21 protein-coding genes and 1 pseudogene are annotated in these 22,479 nt (G+C 67.4%); 4 read left to right on the forward strand and 18 right to left on the reverse strand.

Annotated features, from left to right (window positions below; translation table 11 throughout):
- Positions 1 to 57: 57 nt before the first annotated feature.
- The 6 genes and pseudogenes from A5702_RS24370 to A5702_RS24395 all read right to left on the reverse strand — a co-directional run bounded on the left by A5702_RS24370 (position 58) and on the right by A5702_RS24395 (position 6,254).
- Complete coding sequence (locus tag A5702_RS24370; RefSeq protein WP_055405819.1) at positions 58 to 1,065, reverse strand: VWA domain-containing protein; 1,008 nt, start codon at positions 1,063 to 1,065, stop codon at positions 58 to 60.
- Complete coding sequence (locus A5702_RS24375; RefSeq protein ID WP_055404983.1) at positions 1,062 to 2,012, reverse strand: DUF58 domain-containing protein; 951 nt, start codon at positions 2,010 to 2,012, stop codon at positions 1,062 to 1,064. The genes A5702_RS24370 and A5702_RS24375 overlap by 4 nt, the downstream gene beginning before the upstream one ends.
- A complete protein-coding gene (locus A5702_RS24380; RefSeq protein ID WP_055404984.1) occupies positions 2,009 to 3,142 on the reverse strand; it encodes a MoxR family ATPase in 1,134 nt (377 codons plus the stop codon). Before A5702_RS24380 ends, A5702_RS24375 begins: the two co-directional genes overlap by 4 nt.
- Positions 3,143 to 3,269: 127 nt before the next feature.
- Positions 3,270 to 4,004, reverse strand: a complete 735-nt coding sequence (gene ripB / locus A5702_RS24385; RefSeq protein ID WP_068224570.1) for an NlpC/P60 family peptidoglycan endopeptidase RipB — start codon at positions 4,002 to 4,004, stop codon at positions 3,270 to 3,272.
- Positions 4,005 to 4,029: 25 nt separating this feature from the next.
- A pseudogene (gene ripA, locus A5702_RS24390) lies at positions 4,030 to 5,465 on the reverse strand (NlpC/P60 family peptidoglycan endopeptidase RipA).
- Positions 5,466 to 5,705: 240 nt separating this feature from the next.
- Complete coding sequence (locus A5702_RS24395) at positions 5,706 to 6,254, reverse strand: DUF6676 family protein (protein ID WP_068224605.1); 549 nt, start codon at positions 6,252 to 6,254, stop codon at positions 5,706 to 5,708.
- A gap of 229 nt (positions 6,255 to 6,483) precedes the next feature.
- On the opposite strand from A5702_RS24395, the gene A5702_RS24400 reads away from it, so the two are divergent.
- Complete coding sequence (locus tag A5702_RS24400; protein WP_197506685.1) at positions 6,484 to 9,300, forward strand: aconitate hydratase; 2,817 nt, start codon at positions 6,484 to 6,486, stop codon at positions 9,298 to 9,300.
- 12 nt (positions 9,301 to 9,312) lie between these two features.
- Positions 9,313 to 9,888, forward strand: coding sequence for a TetR/AcrR family transcriptional regulator (locus A5702_RS24405; protein ID WP_068224576.1), 576 nt, complete (start codon positions 9,313 to 9,315; stop codon positions 9,886 to 9,888).
- Positions 9,889 to 9,895: 7 nt separating this feature from the next.
- Here A5702_RS24405 and A5702_RS24410 read toward each other — a convergent pair whose 3' ends face one another.
- From A5702_RS24410 to trxA, 4 genes are all read right to left on the reverse strand, one after another.
- Complete coding sequence (locus tag A5702_RS24410) at positions 9,896 to 10,102, reverse strand: helix-turn-helix domain-containing protein (protein ID WP_369808555.1); 207 nt, start codon at positions 10,100 to 10,102, stop codon at positions 9,896 to 9,898.
- Between the two features lie 83 nt (positions 10,103 to 10,185).
- Positions 10,186 to 11,823: an ABC-F family ATP-binding cassette domain-containing protein gene (locus A5702_RS24415; RefSeq protein ID WP_067824176.1), complete on the reverse strand. Its 1,638-nt coding sequence runs from the start codon at positions 11,821 to 11,823 to the stop codon at positions 10,186 to 10,188.
- A gap of 24 nt (positions 11,824 to 11,847) precedes the next feature.
- Positions 11,848 to 12,657, reverse strand: a complete 810-nt coding sequence (locus A5702_RS24420) for an enoyl-CoA hydratase (RefSeq protein WP_055404990.1) — start codon at positions 12,655 to 12,657, stop codon at positions 11,848 to 11,850.
- A gap of 55 nt (positions 12,658 to 12,712) precedes the next feature.
- Positions 12,713 to 13,066: a thioredoxin gene (trxA, locus tag A5702_RS24425; RefSeq protein ID WP_055404991.1), complete on the reverse strand. Its 354-nt coding sequence runs from the start codon at positions 13,064 to 13,066 to the stop codon at positions 12,713 to 12,715.
- Between the two features lie 209 nt (positions 13,067 to 13,275).
- On the opposite strand from trxA, the gene A5702_RS24430 reads away from it, so the two are divergent.
- Both A5702_RS24430 and A5702_RS24435 read left to right on the forward strand, forming a co-directional pair.
- Positions 13,276 to 15,102 carry an acyl-CoA dehydrogenase gene (locus tag A5702_RS24430; RefSeq protein ID WP_067824180.1) on the forward strand — a complete coding sequence of 609 codons (1,827 nt, stop codon included), beginning with the start codon at positions 13,276 to 13,278 and terminating at the stop codon, positions 15,100 to 15,102.
- Positions 15,103 to 15,225: 123 nt separating this feature from the next.
- Positions 15,226 to 15,951 (forward strand): DUF5666 domain-containing protein, encoded by a 726-nt coding sequence (locus A5702_RS24435; RefSeq protein WP_231965194.1) that lies wholly within the window; start codon positions 15,226 to 15,228, stop codon positions 15,949 to 15,951.
- 82 nt (positions 15,952 to 16,033) lie between these two features.
- Here the strand turns inward: A5702_RS24435 and A5702_RS24440 are convergent, their stop codons facing one another.
- From A5702_RS24440 to A5702_RS24475, 8 genes are all read right to left on the reverse strand, one after another.
- On the reverse strand, positions 16,034 to 16,444 hold the full coding sequence (locus A5702_RS24440) for a cupin (RefSeq protein WP_067275543.1): 411 nt from the start codon (positions 16,442 to 16,444) through the stop codon (positions 16,034 to 16,036).
- Positions 16,445 to 16,447: 3 nt separating this feature from the next.
- Positions 16,448 to 17,206, reverse strand: coding sequence for an SDR family oxidoreductase (locus A5702_RS24445; RefSeq protein WP_068224580.1), 759 nt, complete (start codon positions 17,204 to 17,206; stop codon positions 16,448 to 16,450).
- Positions 17,207 to 17,448: 242 nt separating this feature from the next.
- Positions 17,449 to 17,757 carry a hypothetical protein gene (locus A5702_RS24450; RefSeq protein ID WP_067779848.1) on the reverse strand — a complete coding sequence of 103 codons (309 nt, stop codon included), beginning with the start codon at positions 17,755 to 17,757 and terminating at the stop codon, positions 17,449 to 17,451.
- 70 nt (positions 17,758 to 17,827) lie between these two features.
- Positions 17,828 to 18,358, reverse strand: a complete 531-nt coding sequence (locus A5702_RS24455) for a cupin domain-containing protein (RefSeq protein ID WP_231965196.1) — start codon at positions 18,356 to 18,358, stop codon at positions 17,828 to 17,830.
- 27 nt (positions 18,359 to 18,385) lie between these two features.
- Positions 18,386 to 19,153 carry an SDR family NAD(P)-dependent oxidoreductase gene (locus A5702_RS24460; protein WP_067824184.1) on the reverse strand — a complete coding sequence of 256 codons (768 nt, stop codon included), beginning with the start codon at positions 19,151 to 19,153 and terminating at the stop codon, positions 18,386 to 18,388.
- A 290-nt stretch (positions 19,154 to 19,443) separates the two neighbouring features.
- The gene (locus A5702_RS24465) at positions 19,444 to 20,361 is read right to left on the reverse strand and encodes an LLM class F420-dependent oxidoreductase (RefSeq protein WP_067824187.1); all 918 of its coding nucleotides are present in this window, start codon (positions 20,359 to 20,361) and stop codon (positions 19,444 to 19,446) included.
- Positions 20,362 to 20,423: 62 nt separating this feature from the next.
- Positions 20,424 to 20,804, reverse strand: coding sequence for a nuclear transport factor 2 family protein (locus tag A5702_RS24470; RefSeq protein WP_067275559.1), 381 nt, complete (start codon positions 20,802 to 20,804; stop codon positions 20,424 to 20,426).
- Positions 20,805 to 20,990: 186 nt separating this feature from the next.
- Positions 20,991 to 22,460, reverse strand: coding sequence for an MFS transporter (locus A5702_RS24475; RefSeq protein WP_156669738.1), 1,470 nt, complete (start codon positions 22,458 to 22,460; stop codon positions 20,991 to 20,993).
- Positions 22,461 to 22,479 lie beyond the last annotated feature (19 nt).

Raw genomic sequence — 22,479 nt, forward strand, 5'->3', positions numbered from 1 at the left:
ACGCCAGCGTGACGGCGGGCCTCGGTTGCCACGCCAGTGTGACGCTCGACGGGACGATCACGTCGGGAGGCGGCGGTTGATCAGCAGCGCCGCCAGCGCCGCCAACGCCAACACCAGCGCGCCCAACCGCACCCAGCCCACGCTGGCATCGCCCTTGATTGTCTCGTAGCCGATCTGCTGCTGCAGCGTCGCGTAGACGGCCTTCAGCTCGGCCAGGCTGGCGGCGTTGTACCAACTCCCGCCGGACAGCTCGGCGACCTTCTTCATCGTGGAGTCGTCGACGGGCACCGGTTGGCGCTGGTCGTTGATCTCGACGAAGCCGTACGGCGTGCCGAACGAGATCGTCGAGATCGGCACCCCCTGGTCCTTGGCCGTACGCGCGGCGGTGAAGGCGCCCTTCGGGTTGTCCGGGTTGGTCGGCATCGTCTCCTTGCCGTCGGAGAACAACACGATGCGCGCCGGCGGCGGTTTGTCGCCGCCGCCGATCACCGCGCCCACCGTCGCGATGGCCTGCAACGCGGTGAAGATGCCCTCCCCGGTGGCGGTCCGGTCGGCGAACTGCAGCTTGTCCAGCGCGTTCTTGGTGGCGTCGCGGTTGGTGGTCGGGGAGACCAACACGGTCGCCGTCCCCGCGTACTCGATGAGCCCCAGGTTGATGCCGGGAGTCAGTTCGTCGGCGAACTGCTTGGCCGCCTCCTGGGCGGCCGCCATCCGGTTGGGCTGCACGTCGGTGGCACGCATCGACTGCGAGACGTCGATCACCAGCATCACCACCGCGCGGTTCCGGGGGATCCGCACGTCGTGGGTGGGCCCCGCCATCGCGATGGTGAACAGCACCAGCGATGCCACCAGCAGGATCGCCGGGACGTGTCGCCACCGCGACGGGCGTTGCGGCGCAACGCTTTCCAGCAGTTCCATGTTGGCGAATCGCAGCATCCGCCGCTGCCGCGCGAGCTGCATGAGGATGTACATCGCGGCCAGCCCGAAGACGGCCAGCAGGAACAGGAAGAACCACGAGTGTTCGAAGCCCGACAACGACATCGGGCCGAGCAGCGGCAATGTCACTGCCGCCCCGCCAATGCACCGCGCCGGCGGGACTCGACGAAACGGACGATGTCGGCGATCCAATCGCGGTCGGTGCGCAGGGTCAGCACCGGAGCCCCGCAGCTGCGGATCGTGCGCGCCACCTCGGCACGGTGCGCCGCGGCCGCCTTGGCGAAGTCGTCTCGCAGCTGGGCGTCGATGGTGAACTCGCGGGTGACGCCCGACTCGGCGTCCTGCAGCACGACGTCACCGATGTCGGGCAGTTCCACGTCGCGGGGGTCCAGCACCTCGATGGCCAGCACCTCATGCCGGGCCGCGATCGCCCGCAGCGGACGCATCCAGTTGATCGGCCCCAAGAAGTCGCTGATGATCACCGCCATGCCGCGGCGGCGCTCCGGCCGGCGCAACGCGTCGATGGCCGTCGCCAGATCCCCGCGCACCCCGACCGGCGCCCGGGGGGTGGTCGCGATGGTGCGCAGCAGCGTCTGCTCGTGCTGGCGCCCGGAGCGCGCCGGCACCCGGACCATGGTCTGGCCGTTGGCGATCAGCGCCCCGAGCCGGTTGCCGCCGCCGCTGTTGAGAAACGTGATCGCGGCCGCGGCCGCCACCGCCAGGTCCCGCTTCTCGCACCCGACCGTGCCGAAGTCCAGGCTGGCCGACATGTCGACCACCAGCCAGGTTTCCAGCTCACGGTCGGCGATCATCTGGCGCACGTGCGGGTGCATGGTGCGCGCGGTGACGGCCCAATCCATCCGGCGGACGTCGTCGCCGGGCTGATACTCCCGCGACTCCCCCGGCTCCGAGCCCGGCCCCGGGATCAGGCCCAGGTGGTCGCCGTGCAGGACACCGTCGAGCTTGCGCTTGACCGTCAGCTCGAGCTGGCGCAGCGCCGCCGCGAGCTTCGGGTCCACGATCTGCCCGCGCTGCATCGATGGCGGGTGTGACACCGCCGGCCGGGGTTCGGTCACCGACCGCTAGCCGCCCCCGCGGCCTGCATCACCGGGGGCACCGATTGCCCTTGCTGCGGAACGGCATTCACCTGGGGCAGGGCGACCGTCTGCAGGACCCGGTTGATGACGATCTCCGGCGATATCTCGTCGGCGAGCGCGTCGTAGGTGAGCACCAAGCGGTGGCGGAGGACGTCGGGAATGACGTCGACGACGTCCTGCGGGATCACGTAGTCGCGGCCGCGCACCAGCGCCAGCGACCGGGACGCGGCGATGATGCCCAGCGAGGCACGCGGGGAGGCGCCGAACGAGATCCAGGTCTTCACGTCGTTCATGCCGAGCTGCTCGGGATGGCGGGTGGCGGTCACGACGCGCACCACGTAGTCGACCAGCGCGTGGTGGACGAAGTTGTTGGCCGCGATCTCCTGCAGCCGCAGCAGGTCGCCGGTGTTCAGGATCTGCTTGGGCTCGGGCGGCCGCACGCCCATCCGGTAGATGATCTCCCGCTCCTCTTCGGGCGACGGGTAGCCCACGTTGATCTTGAACAGGAAGCGGTCGCGCTGCGCCTCGGGCAGCGGGTACACGCCCTCGTGCTCGATCGGGTTCTGGGTGGCCATCACCAGGAAGGGGTTGGGCAGCGGGAAGGTCTTGCCGCCGATCGACACGTGGCGTTCCTGCATGACCTCCAGCAGCGCCGACTGCACCTTGGCCGGCGCGCGGTTGATCTCGTCGGCGAGCAGGAAGTTCACCACCACCGGGCCGAGCTCGGTGTCGAACTCCTCCTTGCCCTGCCGGTAGATGCGGGTACCGATGATGTCGGTGGGCACCAGGTCGGGCGTGAACTGGATGCGGGCGAACGTGCCGCCCACCACCTTGGCGAAGGTCTCGACGGCCAGCGTCTTGGCCACGCCGGGCACACCCTCGAGCAGCACATGGCCCTTGGAGAGCAGGCCGACCAGCATCCGCTCGACGAGCTGATCCTGGCCGACGATGATGCGCTTGACCTCGAAGATGGCCCGCTCGAGCGTGTGGACCTCGGCGGCCAGGCCGTTCCCGCCGCCGGACGGCGCTTCATGGGCCGGCGCGCCCGGAGGACCACCCGGGCCCGAGTAACCGCTGGCGCCCGGAGGCGGCCCACCTGCTGCTGTCATCAATAACCCTCTCGTTCGGACACGACTGCCGGGCAGCGACGTGCCCGCGTCCAACTATTCCAGGCCCGTCGGATTCCGTCGACGCTGGCGGTTAGCCCCGCGCTCGGCCGGGGCATCGCACCGCCGATCAGTACTCGATGATCCTAGTCAAGAACGGCGTCATGCCGGGCGTGCGGACGGGGCTCACGGTGACATGCCCCGCGAGGCTGGACGCCTCCAGCATCTGGCCGTTGCCCAGGTACATCGTGACGTGCTGGCCGCCGTTGGGCCCGTAGAAGATGAGGTCGCCGCGCCGGGCCTGGTCGGGCGGGATGTGCCGGCCGGCGTTGTACTGGTCGCCGGAGAACCGCGGGATCAGCACGCCGACCCCCGCGAAGCCGTACCGCATCAGGCCGGAGCAGTCGAAGCCGTTGATGTTCGCGCCGTCGCCGACGCCCTTGCTCGGGCCCTCCAGCGAGCCGCCGCCCCACGAGTACGGCACGCCCATCTGCGAACCCATGCGCTTGATCACGTACTCGATGGCCTGCCGGCCGTAGACCCGCGGGATCTTGCCGCCCGGGTTGGTGGGGCTGGCCGCGGCGGGGGCGGGATCCCCCAGGATGTTGATTCCCAGGCCGCCCAAAAATTGCCTGCCGAGGTCCATCGTCGTTTGGGTGGCCTGGGCGGTCGCCTGCAGCGAGGCGTTGGCGACGGCGAGCGGGTCACCCGGGGCGCCCGCGCTGATCGTCGCCGGCAGGGTGGGATCCCACGCGCCGGGTTCGGCCCTGACGACGGGAGCCGGGCCGGCCACCGAAAGCGTCAACCCGGCCACCACGGCGGTGATCCAGGCGAAGTTAAACAGGCGAATCCGCTTGCGGCGCATGGCTTTCCGTTCGGTTCTCATTCGTTTACCACTCGATGTAGCGGACCACGTAGGGTGTCATGCCGCTGGTGCGCACCGGCGCGACGCGGACCTTCAGACCGATGTCGGGGGCTTCCAGCATTTGGCCGTCGCCGAGGTAGATCGTCACGTGCTGGCTGCCGCCGGGGCCGTAGAAGATGACGTCGCCGCGACGCATCTGCGATGACGGGATCTTGCGACCCAGGTTGTACTGCGAGCCCGAATAGTGCGGCAGCTTGATGCCGACCCCGGCGAACGAGTACAGGACCAGGCCCGAACAGTCGAAGCCGGTGATGCCCGCCCCCGAATCGATGCCCTTGCTGGGCCCGCGGCGTTGCCGCCGCCCCAGGAGTAGGGCACGCCGATCTGCGACATGCCGCGCCGGATCACGTATTCGGTGGCCTGCCGCCCGTAGACCCGCGGGATCCGCCCGGAAGTCCCGCCGGGGGCCGCGTTGGTGATGCCCGTGTCGTCGGGCTTGAGGATGCCGAGTTGCTGCAGGAAGTTGCGGCCCAGACCGGCGGTGACCTGGGTCGAGGTCGCCGAGATGCCCAGCACCTGATTGATGACGGCGATCGGGTCGCCCGGGACGTTCGCGCTCGGGATCATCGGCAAGGTGGGGTCCCAGGCGCCGTCCCAGCGTCGGGGCCCGCCCTGCGGCGCGGGCGCGCCCGGCGAGCCGGTCTCCCATCGGTCACCGGACGCCGGCGCGGCGGGGCCGCCGGCTCCGGCCGACCATTGCCGTTGCGCCGCTTCGAGTTTCGCCTGCGCCTCGTCGCGTTCGGCGGCCAGGCGAGTGACTTGCTCGCGCTGAGAGTCGAACTTGCGCTTGGAGTCGGTCAGCGCCGCCACGGCGGCGTCCTGGCTGCCCTTGGCGTCGGCGGCGGCCTTGTCGGCCTTCTGCTTGGCCAGCCGCGCCGCCGATTCCTTGTTCACCTGTTCGGTGCGCGCCCGCTGCAGTTTGGCCATCACCGTTTGCGAGCTCGCCGACAGGGTCTTGGCGGCGGCCTCGGTGGCGATGATGTCGTCGGGGCTGGCGGCGGTCAGGTAACTGCTGGAGGGACCGTTCATGTAGGTGGCCGCCGCGAACGTGTCGAACCGCTGTTGCGCGGCGGCGATCGCGGCGTTGGCCTCCTTGACGGCCTGCTGGCTGGCGTCCAGGTCGCGCTGGGCCGTGGCGGCGTTGTCCCGGGCGGTCTCGACGTCGACCAGGGCCTTGTTGACGCTCTCCTGTTCGGTCTGGATTTCGGCACTCAGGTTTTCCAGGCGCTGGTTGGCCTTGGCCACGTTTGCGATCAACCCGGCCAGGCTGTCGGCGCCGGGGTCGGCCGGCGCCAGCCCCGGCGTGCATACCAGTAGGGCCACGCTCACGACGGAGGGCACGACCGGCCGGACCAGCCTCGCGACCGGCCGCGCAGCGGAGCCCCGACGTGTGCGTCTCATTCGACTCAGGTCTCCTACGGCTCAACGCGACGGGCGGCGCCGGCCACAGAATCCGGTAAAGGCGCCAAAGACAACACCAGCATCATTTGCACCGTACGTCACACTCTTTGGCGCGCAAACGCTCCACCGAAATCGCACTCTCTACGTGCGTTTAATGTGACCGAACGGTGACCTACGGTGTTTGCCGCCAGGGCGCGCCGGCGGTCGACCTGCGGGGTGGGACAGGCCCGACAGAGGTGGCTAGGCCGTGTTGGTGGGCGTCACTTCCTGCGCTCCGGCCGATTCGGTCGGGGTTGCTGAACGCCGGGCGCGCAACTGCAGGAGCCGCGTCCCGACGGCCGCCACGAAGACGGCGATCAGCAGGAAGATGGTGAGCCCCGTCCAGGGGAATTCGTGGCCCTCCAACTCGCCCACGAAGTGCTGCGCGGAGACCACCGGGTTGCCGGTCTTGGCGATGTCCTCACCGGCCTCGAGGGTGACCCGCGGGAATTGCGTGCTGTAGCTCCCGACGTAGTTCGGGCTCAGCGTCAGGACGGTGGAGTCGTGGTAGTCGGCGCCGACCACGGTCGAGATGTCGCGCAGCGGGGTGTCGTTGGGCGGGTTGTGATCGAGCAGCACGATCTTGAGGTTGATGCCGTGGGCGCGCGCCTGGTTGACCACGTCGAGCAGCCCGGGCATGGCCGCGGGCGGCGCGCTCACCCCGTCGGCGGCCACCTGCGCCTTGATCGCTGCCATGTCGACGTCTTGCGGGATGTAAAGCGGCAGGACGAAGGAGTCGTGCCCGGTCATGTGTCCCTCCTGCTGCGCCGTCACACTGGCGTGGCGCTCGGCCACCGCGGTCACTCTAGCGTGACCGCGGGCCAGCATTGGGGGGCCGCAAGGGGTTTAAACCGTCGACTTCCGCGACAAGACTGGGACTGGCGGGGACCCCGCCGTAATACAGGACAAGCGTACTGTTAAAGTGGTAAGCGCCGCCGACACGGCCCGTGGGCGGAAGAACTTAATCCCGGGAGTTGAAGTGAGTAAAGAAGATTCTGTGAACTCGTTCGGAGCACGCGACACCCTCGAGGTCGGCGACAAGAGTTATCAGATCTATCGGCTCGACGCCGTCCGGGGCACCGAGAAACTCCCCTACAGCCTCAAAGTCCTCGCCGAGAACCTGCTGCGCAACGAGGACGGCGCCAACATCACCAAGGACCACATCGAGGCCATCGCGAACTGGGATCCCAAGGCGGAGCCCAGCATTGAGATCCAGTACACGCCCGCCCGCGTGGTGATGCAGGACTTCACCGGGGTCCCGTGCATCGTCGACCTGGCCACCATGCGCGAGGCGATCGGCGACCTCGGGGGCAAGGCGGAGAAGGTCAACCCCTTGGCGCCGGCCGACCTGGTGATCGACCACTCGGTGATCGCCGACCTGTTCGGCACCGCCAACGCCTTCGAGCGCAACGTCGAGATCGAGTACCAGCGCAACGGGGAGCGCTATCAGTTCCTGCGCTGGGGCCAGGGCGCTTTCCGTGATTTCAAGGTGGTGCCCCCGGGCACCGGCATCGTGCACCAGGTCAACATCGAGTACCTGGCCAGCGTGGTGATGGAACGCGACGGGGTGGCCTACCCCGACACCTGCGTGGGCACCGACTCGCACACCACGATGGTCAACGGCCTGGGCGTGCTGGGTTGGGGCGTCGGCGGCATCGAGGCCGAGGCCGCGATGCTCGGTCAGCCGGTGTCGATGCTGATCCCGCGCGTCGTCGGGTTCAAGCTGACCGGTGAGATCCAGGCCGGCGTCACCGCCACCGACGTGGTGCTGACCGTTACCGAGATGCTGCGCAAGCACGGTGTGGTCGGCAAGTTCGTCGAGTTCTACGGCGAGGGCGTGGCCGAGGTGCCGCTGGCCAACCGCGCCACCCTGGGCAACATGAGCCCCGAATTCGGTTCCACCGCAGCGATTTTCCCGATCGACGAGGAGACCATCTCCTACCTGCGGTTCACCGGCCGCTCCGACGAGCAGCTGGCGCTGGTCGAGGCGTACGCCAAGGAGCAGGGCATGTGGCACGACCCCTCCCACGAGCCGGCCTTCTCTGAGTACCTCGAACTCAACCTGTCCGACGTGGTGCCCTCGATCGCGGGACCGAAGCGCCCGCAGGACCGAATCGCGTTGTCGGACGCGAAATCCACGTTCCGCGCGCAGATCGGCGACTACGTCGGCGACGACCCCGACAAGAAGGAGTACTCCAAGCTCGACGAGGCCGTCGACGAGTCCTTCCCGGCCAGCGACCCCGGGGCGCTGGAGAACGGCCACGCCGACGACGCCCCGAAGTTCGAATCGGCCGCGGCGCATGCCAAGGGCCGGGTGAGCAACCCGGTGCGGGTGCGCTCCGACGACCGCGGCGAGTTCGAGCTCGACCACGGCGCGGTGGTGATCGCGGCGATCACGTCGTGCACCAACACCTCCAACCCCGAGGTGATGCTGGGCGCGGCGCTGCTGGCCCGCAACGCCGTCGAGAAGGGGTTGGCGTCCAAGCCGTGGGTGAAGACCACGATGGCGCCGGGCTCGCAGGTGGTCCACGACTACTACGACAAGGCCGGCCTGTGGCCGTATCTGGAGAAGCTGGGCTTCTACCTGGTCGGCTACGGCTGCACCACGTGCATCGGCAACTCCGGCCCGCTGCCCGAGGAGATCTCCAAGGCGATCAACGACAACGACCTGTCGGTGTCCGCGGTGCTGTCCGGCAACCGGAACTTCGAGGGCCGGATCAACCCCGACGTGAAGATGAACTACCTGGCGTCCCCGCCGCTGGTGGTCGCCTACGCGTTGGCGGGGACCATGGACTTCGACTTCGAGTCGCAGCCGCTCGGTCAGGACGAGGACGGCAACGACGTCTTCCTGAAGGACATCTGGCCGTCGCAGAAGGACGTCTCGGACACCATCGCCTCGGCGATCAGCCAGGAGATGTTCACCAAGAACTACGCCGACGTGTTCAAGGGTGACGAGCGGTGGCGCAACCTGCCCACCCCGAGCGGCAATACCTTTGAGTGGGACCAGGATTCGACCTACGTGCGCAAGCCCCCGTACTTCGAGGGCATGTCGGCCGAACCCGAGCCGGTCAGCGACATCAGCGGCGCGCGGGTGCTGGCGCTGCTGGGCGACTCGGTGACCACCGACCACATCTCCCCCGCCGGCGCGATCAAGCCGGGCACCCCGGCCGCGCAGTACCTCGACGAGCACGGCGTCGAGCGCAAGGACTACAACTCCTTCGGCTCCCGCCGCGGCAACCACGAGGTCATGATCCGCGGCACGTTCGCCAACATCCGGCTGCGCAACCAACTGCTCGACGACGTCTCGGGCGGCTACACCCGGGACTTCACCCAGGACGGCGGCCCGCAGGCGTTCATCTACGACGCCGCGCAAAACTATGCGGCGCAGGACATCCCGCTGGTGGTCCTGGGCGGTAAGGAATATGGGTCCGGGTCATCCCGCGACTGGGCGGCCAAGGGCACGCTGCTGCTGGGCGTGCGCGCGGTGATCGCCGAGTCGTTCGAGCGCATCCACCGCTCCAACCTGATCGGCATGGGCGTGATCCCGCTGCAGTTCCCCGAAGGCAAGTCGGCCAAGGAACTGGGGCTGGACGGCACCGAGGTGTTCGACATCACCGGCATCGAGGAGCTCAACGACGGCAAGACGCCAAAGACGGTGCGCGTCAAGGCTTCCAAGGAAGGCGGCGACCCGATCGAGTTCGACGCGGTGGTGCGCATCGACACCCCCGGGGAGGCCGACTACTACCGCAACGGCGGCATCCTGCAGTACGTGCTGCGCAACATGCTGAAGTCGTAGCCGCCACCGCCTGTGCCAAAAGTCAGCGAGGACCATCTGGCGGCTCGCCGCCGCCAGATCCTCGACGGCGCCCGCCGCTGCTTCGCCGCATACGGCTACGACAAGGCCACGGTGCGGCGGCTGGAAACGGCGATCGGGATGTCGCGCGGTGCGATCTTCCACCACTTCCGCGACAAGGACGCGCTGTTCTTCGCGCTGGCGCACGAGGATGCCGAGCGAATGGCCGACGTCGCGTCGCGCGAGGGCTTGATCCAGGTGATGCGCGACATGCTCGCCGCGCCCGACCAGTTCGACTGGCTGGCCACCCGGCTGGAGATCGCGCGCAAGCTGCGCAACGACCCGGACTTCAGCCACGGCTGGGCGGAGCGGTCCGCGGAACTGGCGGCGGCGACGACCGATCGGTTGCGCCGCCAGAAGGAGGCGCACCGGGTGCGCGACGACGTCCCCGGTGACGTGTTGCAGTGCTATCTGGAATTGGTGCTCGACGGCCTGGTGGCCCGGCTCGCCTCGGGCGAAGACCCGCGGCGGTTGTCCGCCGTGCTCGACCTCGTCGAAAAGTCCGTGCGCCGCAACGATTCCGGGTCGTAGCGCGCCGCTACACCCGGGCGACCCGCGCGGTGCGGTTGGGGCCGCCCCGGCCGCGCATCGTGGTGCCCGCCTGCCGCAGCAGGCTGTGAATCGAGCCGTACGATCGGCCCGTGCGGGCGGACAGGGTGCGGATGCTGGCGCCGCCCTCATAGGCGTTGCGCAGCTCGACCAGCAACTGGTCGCGGGTCTTGGACCTTTGCAGTGTCCTTTTCATGGCTGGCCTCCGCGCCTCGACACGATCGCAAGCACCCAGAGTAAGAACCCGCCGCCACCCGCGGGGGTGATTTCAACCAGAAATCAGGCGAGCTCGATCAGATCGCGGTATTCGTCGGACCAGAAGTCCTCGGTGCCGTCGGGCAGCAGCACGACGCGCTGCGGGTCCAGGGCCTCGGCCGCGCCCGGGTCGTGCGTCACCAGCACCACCGCGCCGGAGTAGCTGCGCAGCGCGTCGAGCACCTGTTCGCGCGACGCGGGGTCGAGGTTGTTAGTCGGTTCGTCGAGGAGCAGGACGTTCGCCGTGGAGGCGACCAGACCGGCCAGCGCGAGCCGGGTCTTCTCGCCGCCCGACAGGGTGCCCGCCGGCTGGTCGAGTTGCGGCCCGCTGAACATGAACGCGCCCAGCAGGCCGCGCAGATCCTGCTCGCCCGAATCGGGTGCGGCGTGCCGGATGTTCTCCCACACGCTCGCGTCGTTGTCGAGCGTGTCGTGCTCTTGGGCGAAATAGCCCATCCGCAAACCGTGTCCGGGCTCCAGCCCGCCGGTGTCGGGCTGCTCGGTGCCGGCCAACAACCGCAGCAGCGTGGTCTTGCCGGCGCCGTTGAGGCCCAGCACCACCACCCGCGACCCGCGGTCGATGGCCAGATCGACCCCGCTGAACACCTCCAGCGACCCGTACGACTTGCTCAGCCCCTTGGCGATCAGCGGCGTGCGCCCGCACGGGGCCGGGGTGGGGAACTTGATGCGCGCCACCTTGTCGGCGACCCGTTCCTCGTCGAGCGCGGCCATCATCCGGTCGGCGCGACGCAACATGTTCTGCGCCGCAACGGCTTTCGTGGCCTTGGCGCCCAATTTGGCGGCCTGCGTGCGCAGCGCGGCGGCCTTGCGTTCGGCGTTGGCGCGTTCCCGGCGGCGACGCTGCTCGTCGGTGGCCCGGGCGTCGAGGTACTTCTGCCAGCCCATGTTGTAGACGTCGACCTCGCCGCGCACGGCGTCGAGAAACCACACCCGGTTCACGACGTCGGCGAGCAACTCGACGTTGTGGCTGATGATCACCAGCCCGCCGGTGTGGGCCCGCAGGAAATCCCGCAGCCAGCCAACCGAATCGGCGTCCAGGTGGTTGGTGGGCTCGTCCAGCAGCAATGTGGTCTCTGAACCTGAAGCGCCCGCTCCGCCTTCCGACGCGGCGAACAGGATGCGAGCGAGCTCCACCCGGCGGCGCTGCCCACCGGACAGCGTGCGCAGCTGCTGCGTCAGCACCCGGTCCGGCAAGCCCAGGCTCGCGCAGATGCGGCTGGCCTCGCTCTCGGCGCCGTAGCCGCCCAACGCGACGAACCGCTCCTCCAGCTGCCCATAGCGGCGGATGGCGCGGTCGCGCGCCGCGTCGTCGGCGACCTCGGCCATCAAGGCCTGCTGCTTTTCCAGGTCGGTGAGCAGGACGTCGAGGCCGCGCGCCGACAGGACGCGGTCGCGCGCCAGCACGTCCAGGTCGCCCTCTTTGGGATCCTGTGGCAGATAACCGATTTCGCCGGCGCGGGCGACGGATCCGGCATACGGTTCGGTCTCCCCCGCCAGGATGCGCAGGGTGGTGGTCTTGCCGGCGCCGTTGCGGCCGACCAGCCCGATGCGGTCGCCCGGCTGCACGCGCAGGTCCGGCCCGTCGGGCGAGAGCAGAATGCGCGCACCAGCGCGGACCTCGAGGTCCGTGGCCGTGATCACATCTTCTCCCTTTTTGCTCCGCCGCTATTTGTCGTCGGTGAACACCGGCGGCCGCTTCTCCGCGCGCGCGGCGACCGCTTCTTCGAAGTTGGCGGTGAGCAGACGAACGAACAGTTGACCCAAGCCTTCGGCTTGCATGTGCCCCTCCAGGCTACCGGCGTCCAGTCCACTCCACAGTGTGCGCTTGGTCAACTCGATTCCCGGCCGCGAGAAGGCCGCGATGCGCGCGGCGATGGCGTAGCAGGTGTCCAGCAGCTGCTCGTCGGGCACCTGGCACGACACCAGGCCGATGCGCTCGGCCTCCTCGGCGGTGACGTCGCGGCCGGTCAGCATGATTTCGAAGGCCCGCGACGCGCCGATGGCCCGGGGCAGGAGGTAACTGAGCCCCAGTTCGCTGGCGGTCAGGCCGTTGTTGATGCCGGCCGCGCGGAAGTACGCGCCGGTCGAGGCGACCCGGATGTCGGCGGCCAGCGCCAGGCAGAGCCCGCCGCCGATCGCGGGCCCGTTGACCGCGGCGATCACCGGCTGGTGCAGGCGCCGCAGCCCCAGGATGACCTCGTCGAGGACCTCCATGGAGCGCAGCGCGTACGTCGGGCGGGTCAGCCCCTCCACATGGGGCACCGAGCCCGCGGACTTGTGGTCGGCGCCCGAGGAGAAACCCCGGCCCGCCCCGGTCAGCACGACCACGCGCACGGAATTGTCGTACCGGACCTGCTCCAGGGCCTCCTTGAGCGGCACCATGACGTCGAACGCCATGGAATTCATCCGCTCGGGCCGATTGAGGGTTATCAGCGCGACACCGGGTCGCGGGTGCTCTACCAGTACCAAACTCACCCAAGCAACCTAGCGCGTTGCCGGGGGCCGCCCCGCGCGCGCCGCGGCGCCGGTCCTATTCGGCCTGGCCGGCCTGGGCCGCGTCGACGTCGAAGGCCCGGATTTGCTGCACGAGGTCTTCGAGGGCCGCCGGCGGCAGCACCCCGGCCTGGTTGAACAGCAGTTTGCCCTTCTTGAACGCCATCAGCGTCGGGATGGAGCGAATCTGGGCGGCCGCGGCCAGCTGTTGTTCGGCCTCGGTGTCGACCTTGGCGTGCACGATGTCGGGGTGCTTCTCGGCGGACGCCTGGAAAGTGGGCCCGAACTGGCGGCATGGGCCGCACCAGGACGCCCAGAAATCGACGAGCACGATGTCGTTGCCCTCGATGGTTTCGTTGAACTTCTCAGCGGTGAGATCGAGTGTTGTCACGTTTGCTGTAACGCGGGGGCGCGACGTGGTGTTCCCGGGGTTTGGCGGCGGGGCGGGACCGCTCGAGGTGCCCGCTCCGCTTTTTCCCCGCCGCAACCGTCGCGTAACCCGGCGGCGGCCGACCGTAGGTTACGGTTGCGTACGTTTTCCCACGTCGGAGACACTGAGCGGACGATCCGCCGCGTCAAGGGACCAGTGAGGGAATCGCGTTGGGCCACTACATCGCTAACGTCCGTGATCTCGAGTTCAACCTGTTCGAAGTGCTCGACGTAGGCGCCGTGCTCGGCACCGGACGCTACAGCGACCTCGACGCGGAAACGGTGCGGACGATCCTCGAGGAAGCCGCCCGCCTGGCCGAAGGCCCGGTGGCCGAGTCCTTCGCCTTCGCCGACCGCAACCCGCCGGTGTTCGACCCGGCCACCCACACCATCAGCGTGGCGCCCGAACTGGCCAAGACGGTGCAGGCGATCAAAGAGGCCGGCTGGTGGCGATTGATGCTGGACGAACAGATCGGCGGCATGGCCGCGCCACCGCCGCTGGCCTGGGGCGTCAACGAAATGATCATCTGCGCCAACCCGTCGGCGAACTTCTTCAGCCTCGGCCCGCTGATGGCGCAGGCCCTGTTCGTCGAGGGGAACGAGGAGCAGCGGCGCTGGGCGGCCGAGGGCGTGGAGCGCGGCTGGGCGGCCACCATGGTCCTCACCGAACCCGACGCGGGCTCCGACGTCGGGGCCGGCCGCGCCAAGGCCATCGCCCAACCCGACGGCACCTGGCACATCGAGGGCGTCAAGCGGTTCATCTCGGGCGGCGACGTGGGCAACACCGCCGACAACATCTTCCACCTGGTGCTCGCCCGCCCGGAGGGCGCCGGGCCGGGCACCAAGGGACTGAGCCTGTTCTACGTGCCCGAGTACCTTTTCGACCCCGAAACGTTCGAACTCGGCCCCCGCAACGGGGTTTTCGTCACGGGGCTGGAGCACAAGATGGGGATCAAGTCCTCCCCCACGTGTGAATTGACCTTCGGCGCAACGGATCTGCCCGCGGTCGGCTATCTGGTCGGCGACGTGCACAACGGGATCGCGCAGATGTTCACCGTGATCGAGCACGCGCGCATGACGATCGGCGTGAAGGCCGCCGGCACGCTGTCCACCGGCTACCTGAACGCGCTGGCGTTCGCCAAGGAGCGGGTGCAGGGCGCGGACCTGACGCAGATGTCGGACAAGACGGCACCGCGGGTGACCATCATGCATCACCCCGACGTGCGTCGCAGCCTGATGACGCAGAAGGCGTACGCCGAGGGTTTGCGGGCCCTGTACATGTACGCCGCCGCGCACCAGGACGACGCTGTCGCCCAACATGTTTCGGGCGCCGACCACCAGATGGCCCACCGCGTGGACGACCTGCTCCTGCCGATCGTCAAGGGCGTGAGCTCGGAACGCGCCTACGAGATCCTGACCGAGTCGTTGCAGACGCTGGGCGGTTCGGGCTTCCTGCAGGACTACCCGCTGGAGCAGTACATCCGGGACTCCAAGATCGATTCGCTCTACGAGGGCACCACGGCGATCCAGGCGCTGGACTTCTTCTTCCGCAAGATCGTTCGCGACCGCGGCGAGGCCCTGCAGTTCGTGACGGCTCAGATCAGCGCGACAATCGATGAGTGCGACGAGGAGCTCAAGCCGCAGGCCGAGCTGCTGCAGACGGCGCTCGACGAGGTCATGTCGATGACGGGTGCGTTGACCGGGTACCTGATGTCCGCCGCGCAACATCCCACCGAAATCTACAAAGTCGGGCTCGGATCGGTGCGGTACCTGCTCGCGGTCGGCGACCTGCTCATCGGCTGGCGACTGTTGGTGCAGGCCGGGATCGCGCACGCCGCGCTGGCGGGCGCGGACGGGAACGACGCCGCGTTTTATCGGGGCAAGGTGGCGACGTCGGCCTTTTTCGCCAAGAACATGCTGCCTAAGCTCACGTCGCTGCGCAAAGTCATCGAGTCCATCGACGGCGAAATCATGCGCATCCCCGAGCAAGCGTTCTGACCGCGGCGCGGATTACGCACAGGTTAGCCACAGCTCCAACTGGTAATACCCATTCCGTTGGGTCCCACCACGATTGGAGATACGTTGATGTCTGCCAGCTGTCCAGCGCCTCGGCTCACCCGTTTGGCGGCTGTCGCTGCCGCCGCGCTGTCGGTCGCCGCGTGCAGTTCGTCCAACCAATCTAGCCCGCCGACCTCGACGTCGACGTCCACCTCGGTGGTGACCTCCACGACCACATCGCCGGCCCCGGCGAGCGGCGAGGCGCGGGTCAGCGGTCTGATCGCGTCGGTGGCGGGCAACTCCATTCAGGTCACGAAGGAGGACAACTCGACCGCTGCGGTGAACTTCACCTCCACCACCAAGGTCACCGAAACCGTCCCGGCCGCGCTGACCGATGTCACCGCGGGCAGCTGCGTCACCGTGCGGCCCACCCAGGAAGCTCAGCCCGGGCAGCCGGTCACTGCGGCGGCGGTGAAGATCAGCCCCTCCGTCAACGGCGCGTGCCCGGCCAAGCCGGCGGGGCAGGGTTCGGCCCCGAGCTCGACCACCCCGCCGCCCCCGGGCTCGCCGGCGCCGGCCCCGAAGCCCGGCCCGGTTCGTGGTTCGGTGGCCTCCGTGTCGGGCAACACCATCAACGTCGGCGGCACCGACCCCAGCGGCAACACCACGCAGACCGCGGTGACGGTCGACGACAAGACCAAGTACAGCAAGCAGACGACCGCCGCCACCGACGCGATCACACAGGGCAAGTGCCTATGGGCGCGCGGGACGATGGACAACGGCACCCTGCAGGCGACCAGCATCAACGTGCGGCAGGCCACCGACGGCAGGTGCGGCAAGCCCAAGTAGGTCCGGCCCAGGGCGGCTGAGCTAACCGCTCCTACCAGGCGGGCGCGGTGCCGCCACCGCGCCCGCCTGGGCCTGCGAGCAATCAGCCCGTCACACGCAGGTGTTTTCGCGCCGTGAGCTCGCCGTCGGTCACCCATTCGCGCATCGGTTTCCCGGGCGCGCACAGCAGGGTGAGGACATAGCTACAAGGAATATCGGTGCGGTTGTTGGCGTCCCGATAGTGGATCACGTCGCCGCCGCGCCCCCAAAAAGCCTCTCCAGCACGGAGCACGCGTGGCGCTTCACCCTCGAGCTCGAACAACATCTCACCGCCGATCATGTAACCGAATCCGGGGCCCCCGGGAAGGCGGTGCGGCGGGTACCCAGAGGCGCCCGGCGGATGGGTGATGAGAACGGTCACGACATGGGCATCGTCGGGAATGGACGGTAATCGCACTTCCTGAAGCACCTGGACGGTTGACTCGGGTGCGGACTCGGACGTTTCCAACGACATTCGTCATCCCGTCCTGGCGGGGCGTGCTTCGATCCAGTCGGAGTATCGAGTCGTGAAGATCGTCGCGTTCTCGTCGGGCGCGAGGCTGTGATCGTCGATCACCGCACCGAAATACGGAGCCTGGGGATCGGTCACGACCCGGCGTCGATCGCCGTTGGCGGCGAGGCCCGCGCGAACGAAGTCGTCCATGCCCATTGCTTCGGGTCCCGCGATCTCCACGACGCCGTTGATGGGAGGTCCGATCGCCGCGCGAGCCACGGCGGTGGCGACATCGTCGGCGGCGATGGGGCGGAACGATGCGGGTGGCAATCTCACAATCTCCCCGTCTGTCGCGGAATCGGCCAAGCCAATCGCGAACTCGTAGAACGGCGTCGCGCGCACAATCGAGTACGGCCGGCCCGAATCCTTGATCAGCTCCTCCTGAGCCGCTTTGGCGGTGTTGTAGCCGCTGTCTGGCATGCTCTGCGATCCGACGACGGACAACGCGACATGGTGTTTGACTCCCGCTTCCCGCTCGGCAGAAAGAAGGTTCTTGGTCGCGGTCGTGAAGAAGTGCATCACAGGCTCGTCGTCGAAAATTGGTGAATCAGCAACGTCTACAAGGACATCCGCGCCGGTGACGGCGACTGCTAGGCCTTCGCCGGTGAGTGAGTCGACACCGGATCGGCGTGAAGCGGCGATCACGTCGTGTCCCTGCGCGCCAAGATTGGCCACCACTTTCGAGCCAATGAGGCCACGCCCGCCGATGACTACGATCTTCATGATGAACCTTTCAGCGTTGTAGTCTGGCCGGTGATCGAGCCCCGCCGGGACGATCGGAGACGCTTGCCGGCATCGGGGACGTGGGTCCTGCGATCGACGTTCCACCGGATGACGTTCGCTCGCCGAGGCGCCCTGCAAGCAGACCGGCCATCCGTCTCGGTCCATTCAGCCTGTGGCCGAACGGGGTGATCTGTCATCACCCCGGCCACCTCTTCACCCGGGTGAGGACCCCGTGTGCCCGGTCACTCAGCGTCCGCATCGAACTCTTCGCGCGCCACCGTGTAGAACGACATGCCGTCGTTTGGGCTGCCACTGATCTGACCGTGGTGCCGCCCGGCGCGCAGCGGAAGGCCGTCCGGGTAGCCAAGTTCCGGCTCCTCAGCGGCCAGACGCTCGTCCAGCGTCAGGTGCTCGTCGGCAGAGATCCAGCGCAACGGCGCATCGACCACGATGTCGCCATCGTCATTGCGTACTTCGTCGGAGTCCAACGACTCGCTGGGCCCTAATGTGCCATCGGGCCGGGTGTCGTCGTAGTCGCCGTCGCTGATCATATTCCTCGCCTCCACGCGGGTCTCAGCCCGAGCGCGCCCTACGCACGCGATTTGCGAACCCGCCGCGTCCTCAAAGAGGTTCACCTGGGAATTTCAAGTCGAAGCGTTTGCAGAGTTCGGCGACGCTGTCGACATCCATCTCGAGTTCGTAGCGCGCACAGAGCTCATCCAGGACTTCGGGCGATATCGTCGCGATACCGCCGAGATCAGCAAGCTCGTCGAAGAACTGCTCGAATCCCGCGGGGGAAATGATCTCGAGGATGCGGGCAGGCTCGTCGCCCGCGTTCCAGAACGTATGCCATTGGCCTCGAGGCTTGAAGATGAAGTCGCCGGGCCCGCCGTAGAGCACCTCATCGCCGAGCAAGGCGCCCACGCGCCCCTCGATGATCCAGCTGTATTCATCTTCGTTGTGATGGCGATGAAGGGGTGCGGCAAGCGCCCGGGGTGACATGGGATGCTCGAGGACGGAGAAGCGACCGTCAGCCCCAAATCTATCCAGGATGTGGCGCACACCGACGGTCCCATTGAAGACGGACTTGCCTTCGGTGCGCCCGACAGACTTGGCCGGCGGCCCGCCGGGCCTGAAGATGTTTATTGTCACTGCAATCTCTCCTTTGAGGCTTTCTGTCTAATTGCGGCCGGCCATGACGCCGCCATCGACATTGAGAATCGCGCCGGTGACCCAGCTGGCCTGATCCGACAGCAGATATGTCACGGCATTGGCCACGTCGGCTGGTGTGCCGACTCGCCCCAAAGGGTGAAAGGGCGCGAAAGTGTCGAGCGTCGAATCGATCTCGTCCTTGGGTACCCAGCGCTCGAGTGCCGGGGTTTTGACGGCGGCCGGTGCCACGGCGTTCACCCGAATCTTGTGCCCGGCAAGCTCGATGGCCAGGTTATGGGTCAGCGCATGGAGGCCGGCTTTTTGCATGGAGTGCCCGCACGACGGGGTCACACCGATCGCCTGATGCGCCCACATGCTGCCGATGTTGACAATGGCCCCGCCCTCACCGCGGGCGATCATGCCCGCGACAACGGTCTGGGTCAGGAAGAACAGGGCGTAATTGAGGTCCATGTACGAGTCGTAGTCCTGCGCTTCGTACTCGAGAAAAGGCTTGGGGATGAAGAATCCGGCCGCGTTGACCAACAGTGTCGCCTGGCCGTGCTCCTCAGAAAGCGTCCGCTGCACATCGGCGACCGCGTCGCGATCCGTCAGCTCGGCGGAGATACCCCAAGCATGGCCACGCCGGCTCAGCTCGGCGACGGTTTCGTCGACGCGGTTCTTCGACAGACCCACGATCACCGCGCTCCCGCCATGATCGACGATGTCGATCGCAACCTGCCGACCCATGCCGGCACTGCCGCCGATGACAACAACCTTCTTGCCCTCAAAATGCATGTGCGCCTTCCTGGTTCTCGTTGCGGCTGTGCTGGACCGCTTCGTGGTGACGACGGCTGTAACGCGTTCCACCGGACTGGTCGTACCGAGACTGCTGTCGAGCGAGGTGAGCTGTCATCACCCCCACCACCTGTTCACCCGGGTGAGACTGCGCGACGCTAAGCGCGAATCGTGCTTTGGAAAGCCCCGGCTAGCTGAAACTTTCTGTGCACGAGTTTGTTTCGTTTCCCGGCCTGGGTTGATCATTGCGGCTCCGGAGACACTCGCCAGATTTCGCCGCCACTGGTCCGTCACAACGAGGCCGCGACAGCCCATAGCTCTTCGGCCACCGGAGCGTCCGCCCAGCCCAGTCCGCTCAGCACCACATCGGTCGCACCCGCATCCAGATAACTCCGAAGCTGACGCCTGAGTGTTTTCGCTGAACCCACCACTGCGAGGTCTGCCGCATCGCGAACACCTTCGCGGGCGATCACCTTCCGATAAGACGGAATGGTCTCGTAGAAGCTTAATTGCTGGGCCGCGAAATTCCTTGCTGAATTGACGTTGTCGGACACCAGTGTTGGCACCTGCGCGATGATCCTGGGTTTCGGCCGTCCAGCGGCGGCGGCTGACTTCGCGATGGCCGGTTCGATGAACTCTGCGATTGTCCGCGGACCGGCGAGATATGTCAGAGTGCCGTCGGCCAGCTCGCCGGCGACCCGCAACGCCTTCGGGCCCATCGCTGCCACATACACCGGAATGGGCGTGCCCCCGGCGACCCGCACCGGCCATCCAGGATGCGCGCTGATCTCGTTGCCGCTGAAGTCCACCGCGCCGGTGTCGAAGATGGACTTCAGCACCGTCAGGTGCTCACGAAGGCGTGTGATCGTGTTGGGCCACGACGTCCGGAAGGCCTGTCGCTCCGGCTCGTGCGCACCCAACCCGAGACCAAGACTAAAGGCGCCGTGCGATGCGGCCTGCGCCGTCTGCGCCAGCGACGCGACGATCAGTGGATGACGCGGGTTGATCGGCACCACCGCCGTACCGACCCCGAGCCCCGGTACGGCCGCACCCACCAACGCGGCGAGGGCAATCGCATCAAGGTCGAATTGCTGGCCCAGCCAGACCTGCCGGACGCCGAGCGAACGCGCACGGCCGGCCTGCGCAACCACGTCATCGACGACGTTGATTGCTTGAGGATTGGGGAACAACACGATTCCGGTCGGCATGGTGGATCCAATCGCAGGCTGAACTGACCTCTTCGATCTGTTCGGATCGATCCCGGGTGGTGTTAAGCGCCCGGGGCGATCGCGCAGGCCGCGACACAGACCCAGGTGCCATCACGCTTTTGATATGTGTCCGTGTACAGAGCTTCCTGCTCCGCGCCATCGGCGAGCATGGTGTAGGTGGCGCGCGCGTGGATCAGAGCGACGTCACTGAGGATGCGGATGTTGACGTCGTGGACAGCGAGATCCTTGAAGGGACGCGGCTCAGCGATGTATTCGAGGAACTCTTCGCGGTTTCGGGTTACGCCCGGCGTCTGCACGATGAAGTCTTCAGCAAGGAACTCGCGGAAGCGCCGGACGTCGTTGAACTGGTCGGAGTGGACGTAGTCGTTGTTGAGCTGCGCGAGGATCGCCAAATCTTCGGCCGGTTGCTCGGCATGGTGCATCTTCTGTTCCCTCTCCGTGCGGTGTCAGCTCGACGGCGGCGTCGTCGAGACGGGCTTGGTCCCAAATTGCATCCTTGGAGCGCCTTGAGGAGCTGTCATCACCCGAAACGTGCATTCACCCGGGTGAACAGACCTGCCATCAAGACGAATTCGCGCCCAGACGTCTGGCGACCGAGCGGTGCACGGTTAGCGCGGAGACGATGGATCGGTTGCGGCCGAAGCGCTGCTGGCCAGGGCCGGTTGCACACCGGGCCGGTCGCGGCACAGTGCGGCAATCGCGCCCGGCACGGGCTGGCATCCGTCGGGCGGATTGGTGATCAACACGGCGGCGCACAACGCGCCGATGGTGAATAGCGCTGCGCTCACCTGAAACACGTGGGCGAATCCGGTGGCGCTCGCCGCGCCAACGCTGATCAGCCCCATGGACCCAATCGACATCAGCGCGCCCAGCCGCGAGACGGCGTTGTTGATCGCCGACGCCAGACCGCTGTGCTCTGACGGCACCGATGCCAGCGTCAGCGATGTCAGTGGCGTGACAGTCGCAACCAGCCCGATGGCCAGCACGGTTATTCCCGGAATTACGTCGGTGATCGCATGGAAATCCTGGGCTTTCGGACGGATCAGCAGCAGCCCGATGCCCGCCAAGGCGGGCCCGCCGATCAGGAATGTGCGCGGGCCCACCCGTGCGGCAATCCGGCCGACATGGCGGGCGAACACCAACGACAGCGCCGGAATCGGCAGGGTGGTCAATCCGGCCGCGGTTGCTGAGTAGCCGCCGATTTCTTGGGTGTAGAGGGCGATGGCCAGCGAAGCCAGCGTCAACCCGGCATAGATGAATGCGGTGACGAGATTGGCGGCGCCGAAATTACGAAAGGTGAACAGCGGCAACGGAACCATCGCATTCCTGCTGCGGCGCTGCCAGCTTACGAAGGCTGCCAGCGCGGCCACCCCAATCACCAGCGGCGCGATGACCCGCGGTTCGGTCCAGCCGTCGTGTTGCGATCCGATCAACGCATACACGGTCCCGGCCAGCCCGACCGCCGATAGGCCCACCCCCGCGACATCGACGCGTGCGCCTGCGACCCGTCGAGACATCGGGCACAGCCAGAATGTCAGCGCAAACCCGGCCGCGATGGGGATCGCCGACAACACGAAAATCCAGCGCCAGCCAAGCAAATCGACGCACAATCCACCCAGCAGGGGGCCCAACGCGAAGGCGGTTCCGGTCCACCCGGTCCAGACGCCGATCGCAGCGGACTGGTGCGCCTTGTCGAACACCGTATTGATCAGCGCCAGTGAGCCCGGCACGAGGAACGCCGCACCCAGGCCCTGGATTATGCGCCCGGCGATAAGCATCCCCGGTGAATTGGCAACCGCCGCCAGAACCGAGCCCGCCCCGAAAGTCATCAGCCCAAACCGCATTACCGGAACGCGTCCGAACAGATCCGAGATGGACCCGGCGGGAAGAATCACGGTCGCCATCGCCAGCAGGTAGCCCTCGATGACCCATTGCTGCAGCGCTAGGCCACCGCCGAGGTCACGCTCGGTGGCAGGCAACGCCAGGTTGATGACGGTGGAGTCGAGGAACGCGACCATTGACACCATCACCGCGACCGCCATCGCGCGGCTGGTCGGCGCCGCGTCGCGCAAGCTCACCGCCGGGGCCGTCCCGCGG

The sequence above is a fragment of the Mycobacterium sp. E3339 genome, assembly GCF_001666915.1.
In the GTDB taxonomy this organism is placed as follows: domain Bacteria; phylum Actinomycetota; class Actinomycetes; order Mycobacteriales; family Mycobacteriaceae; genus Mycobacterium.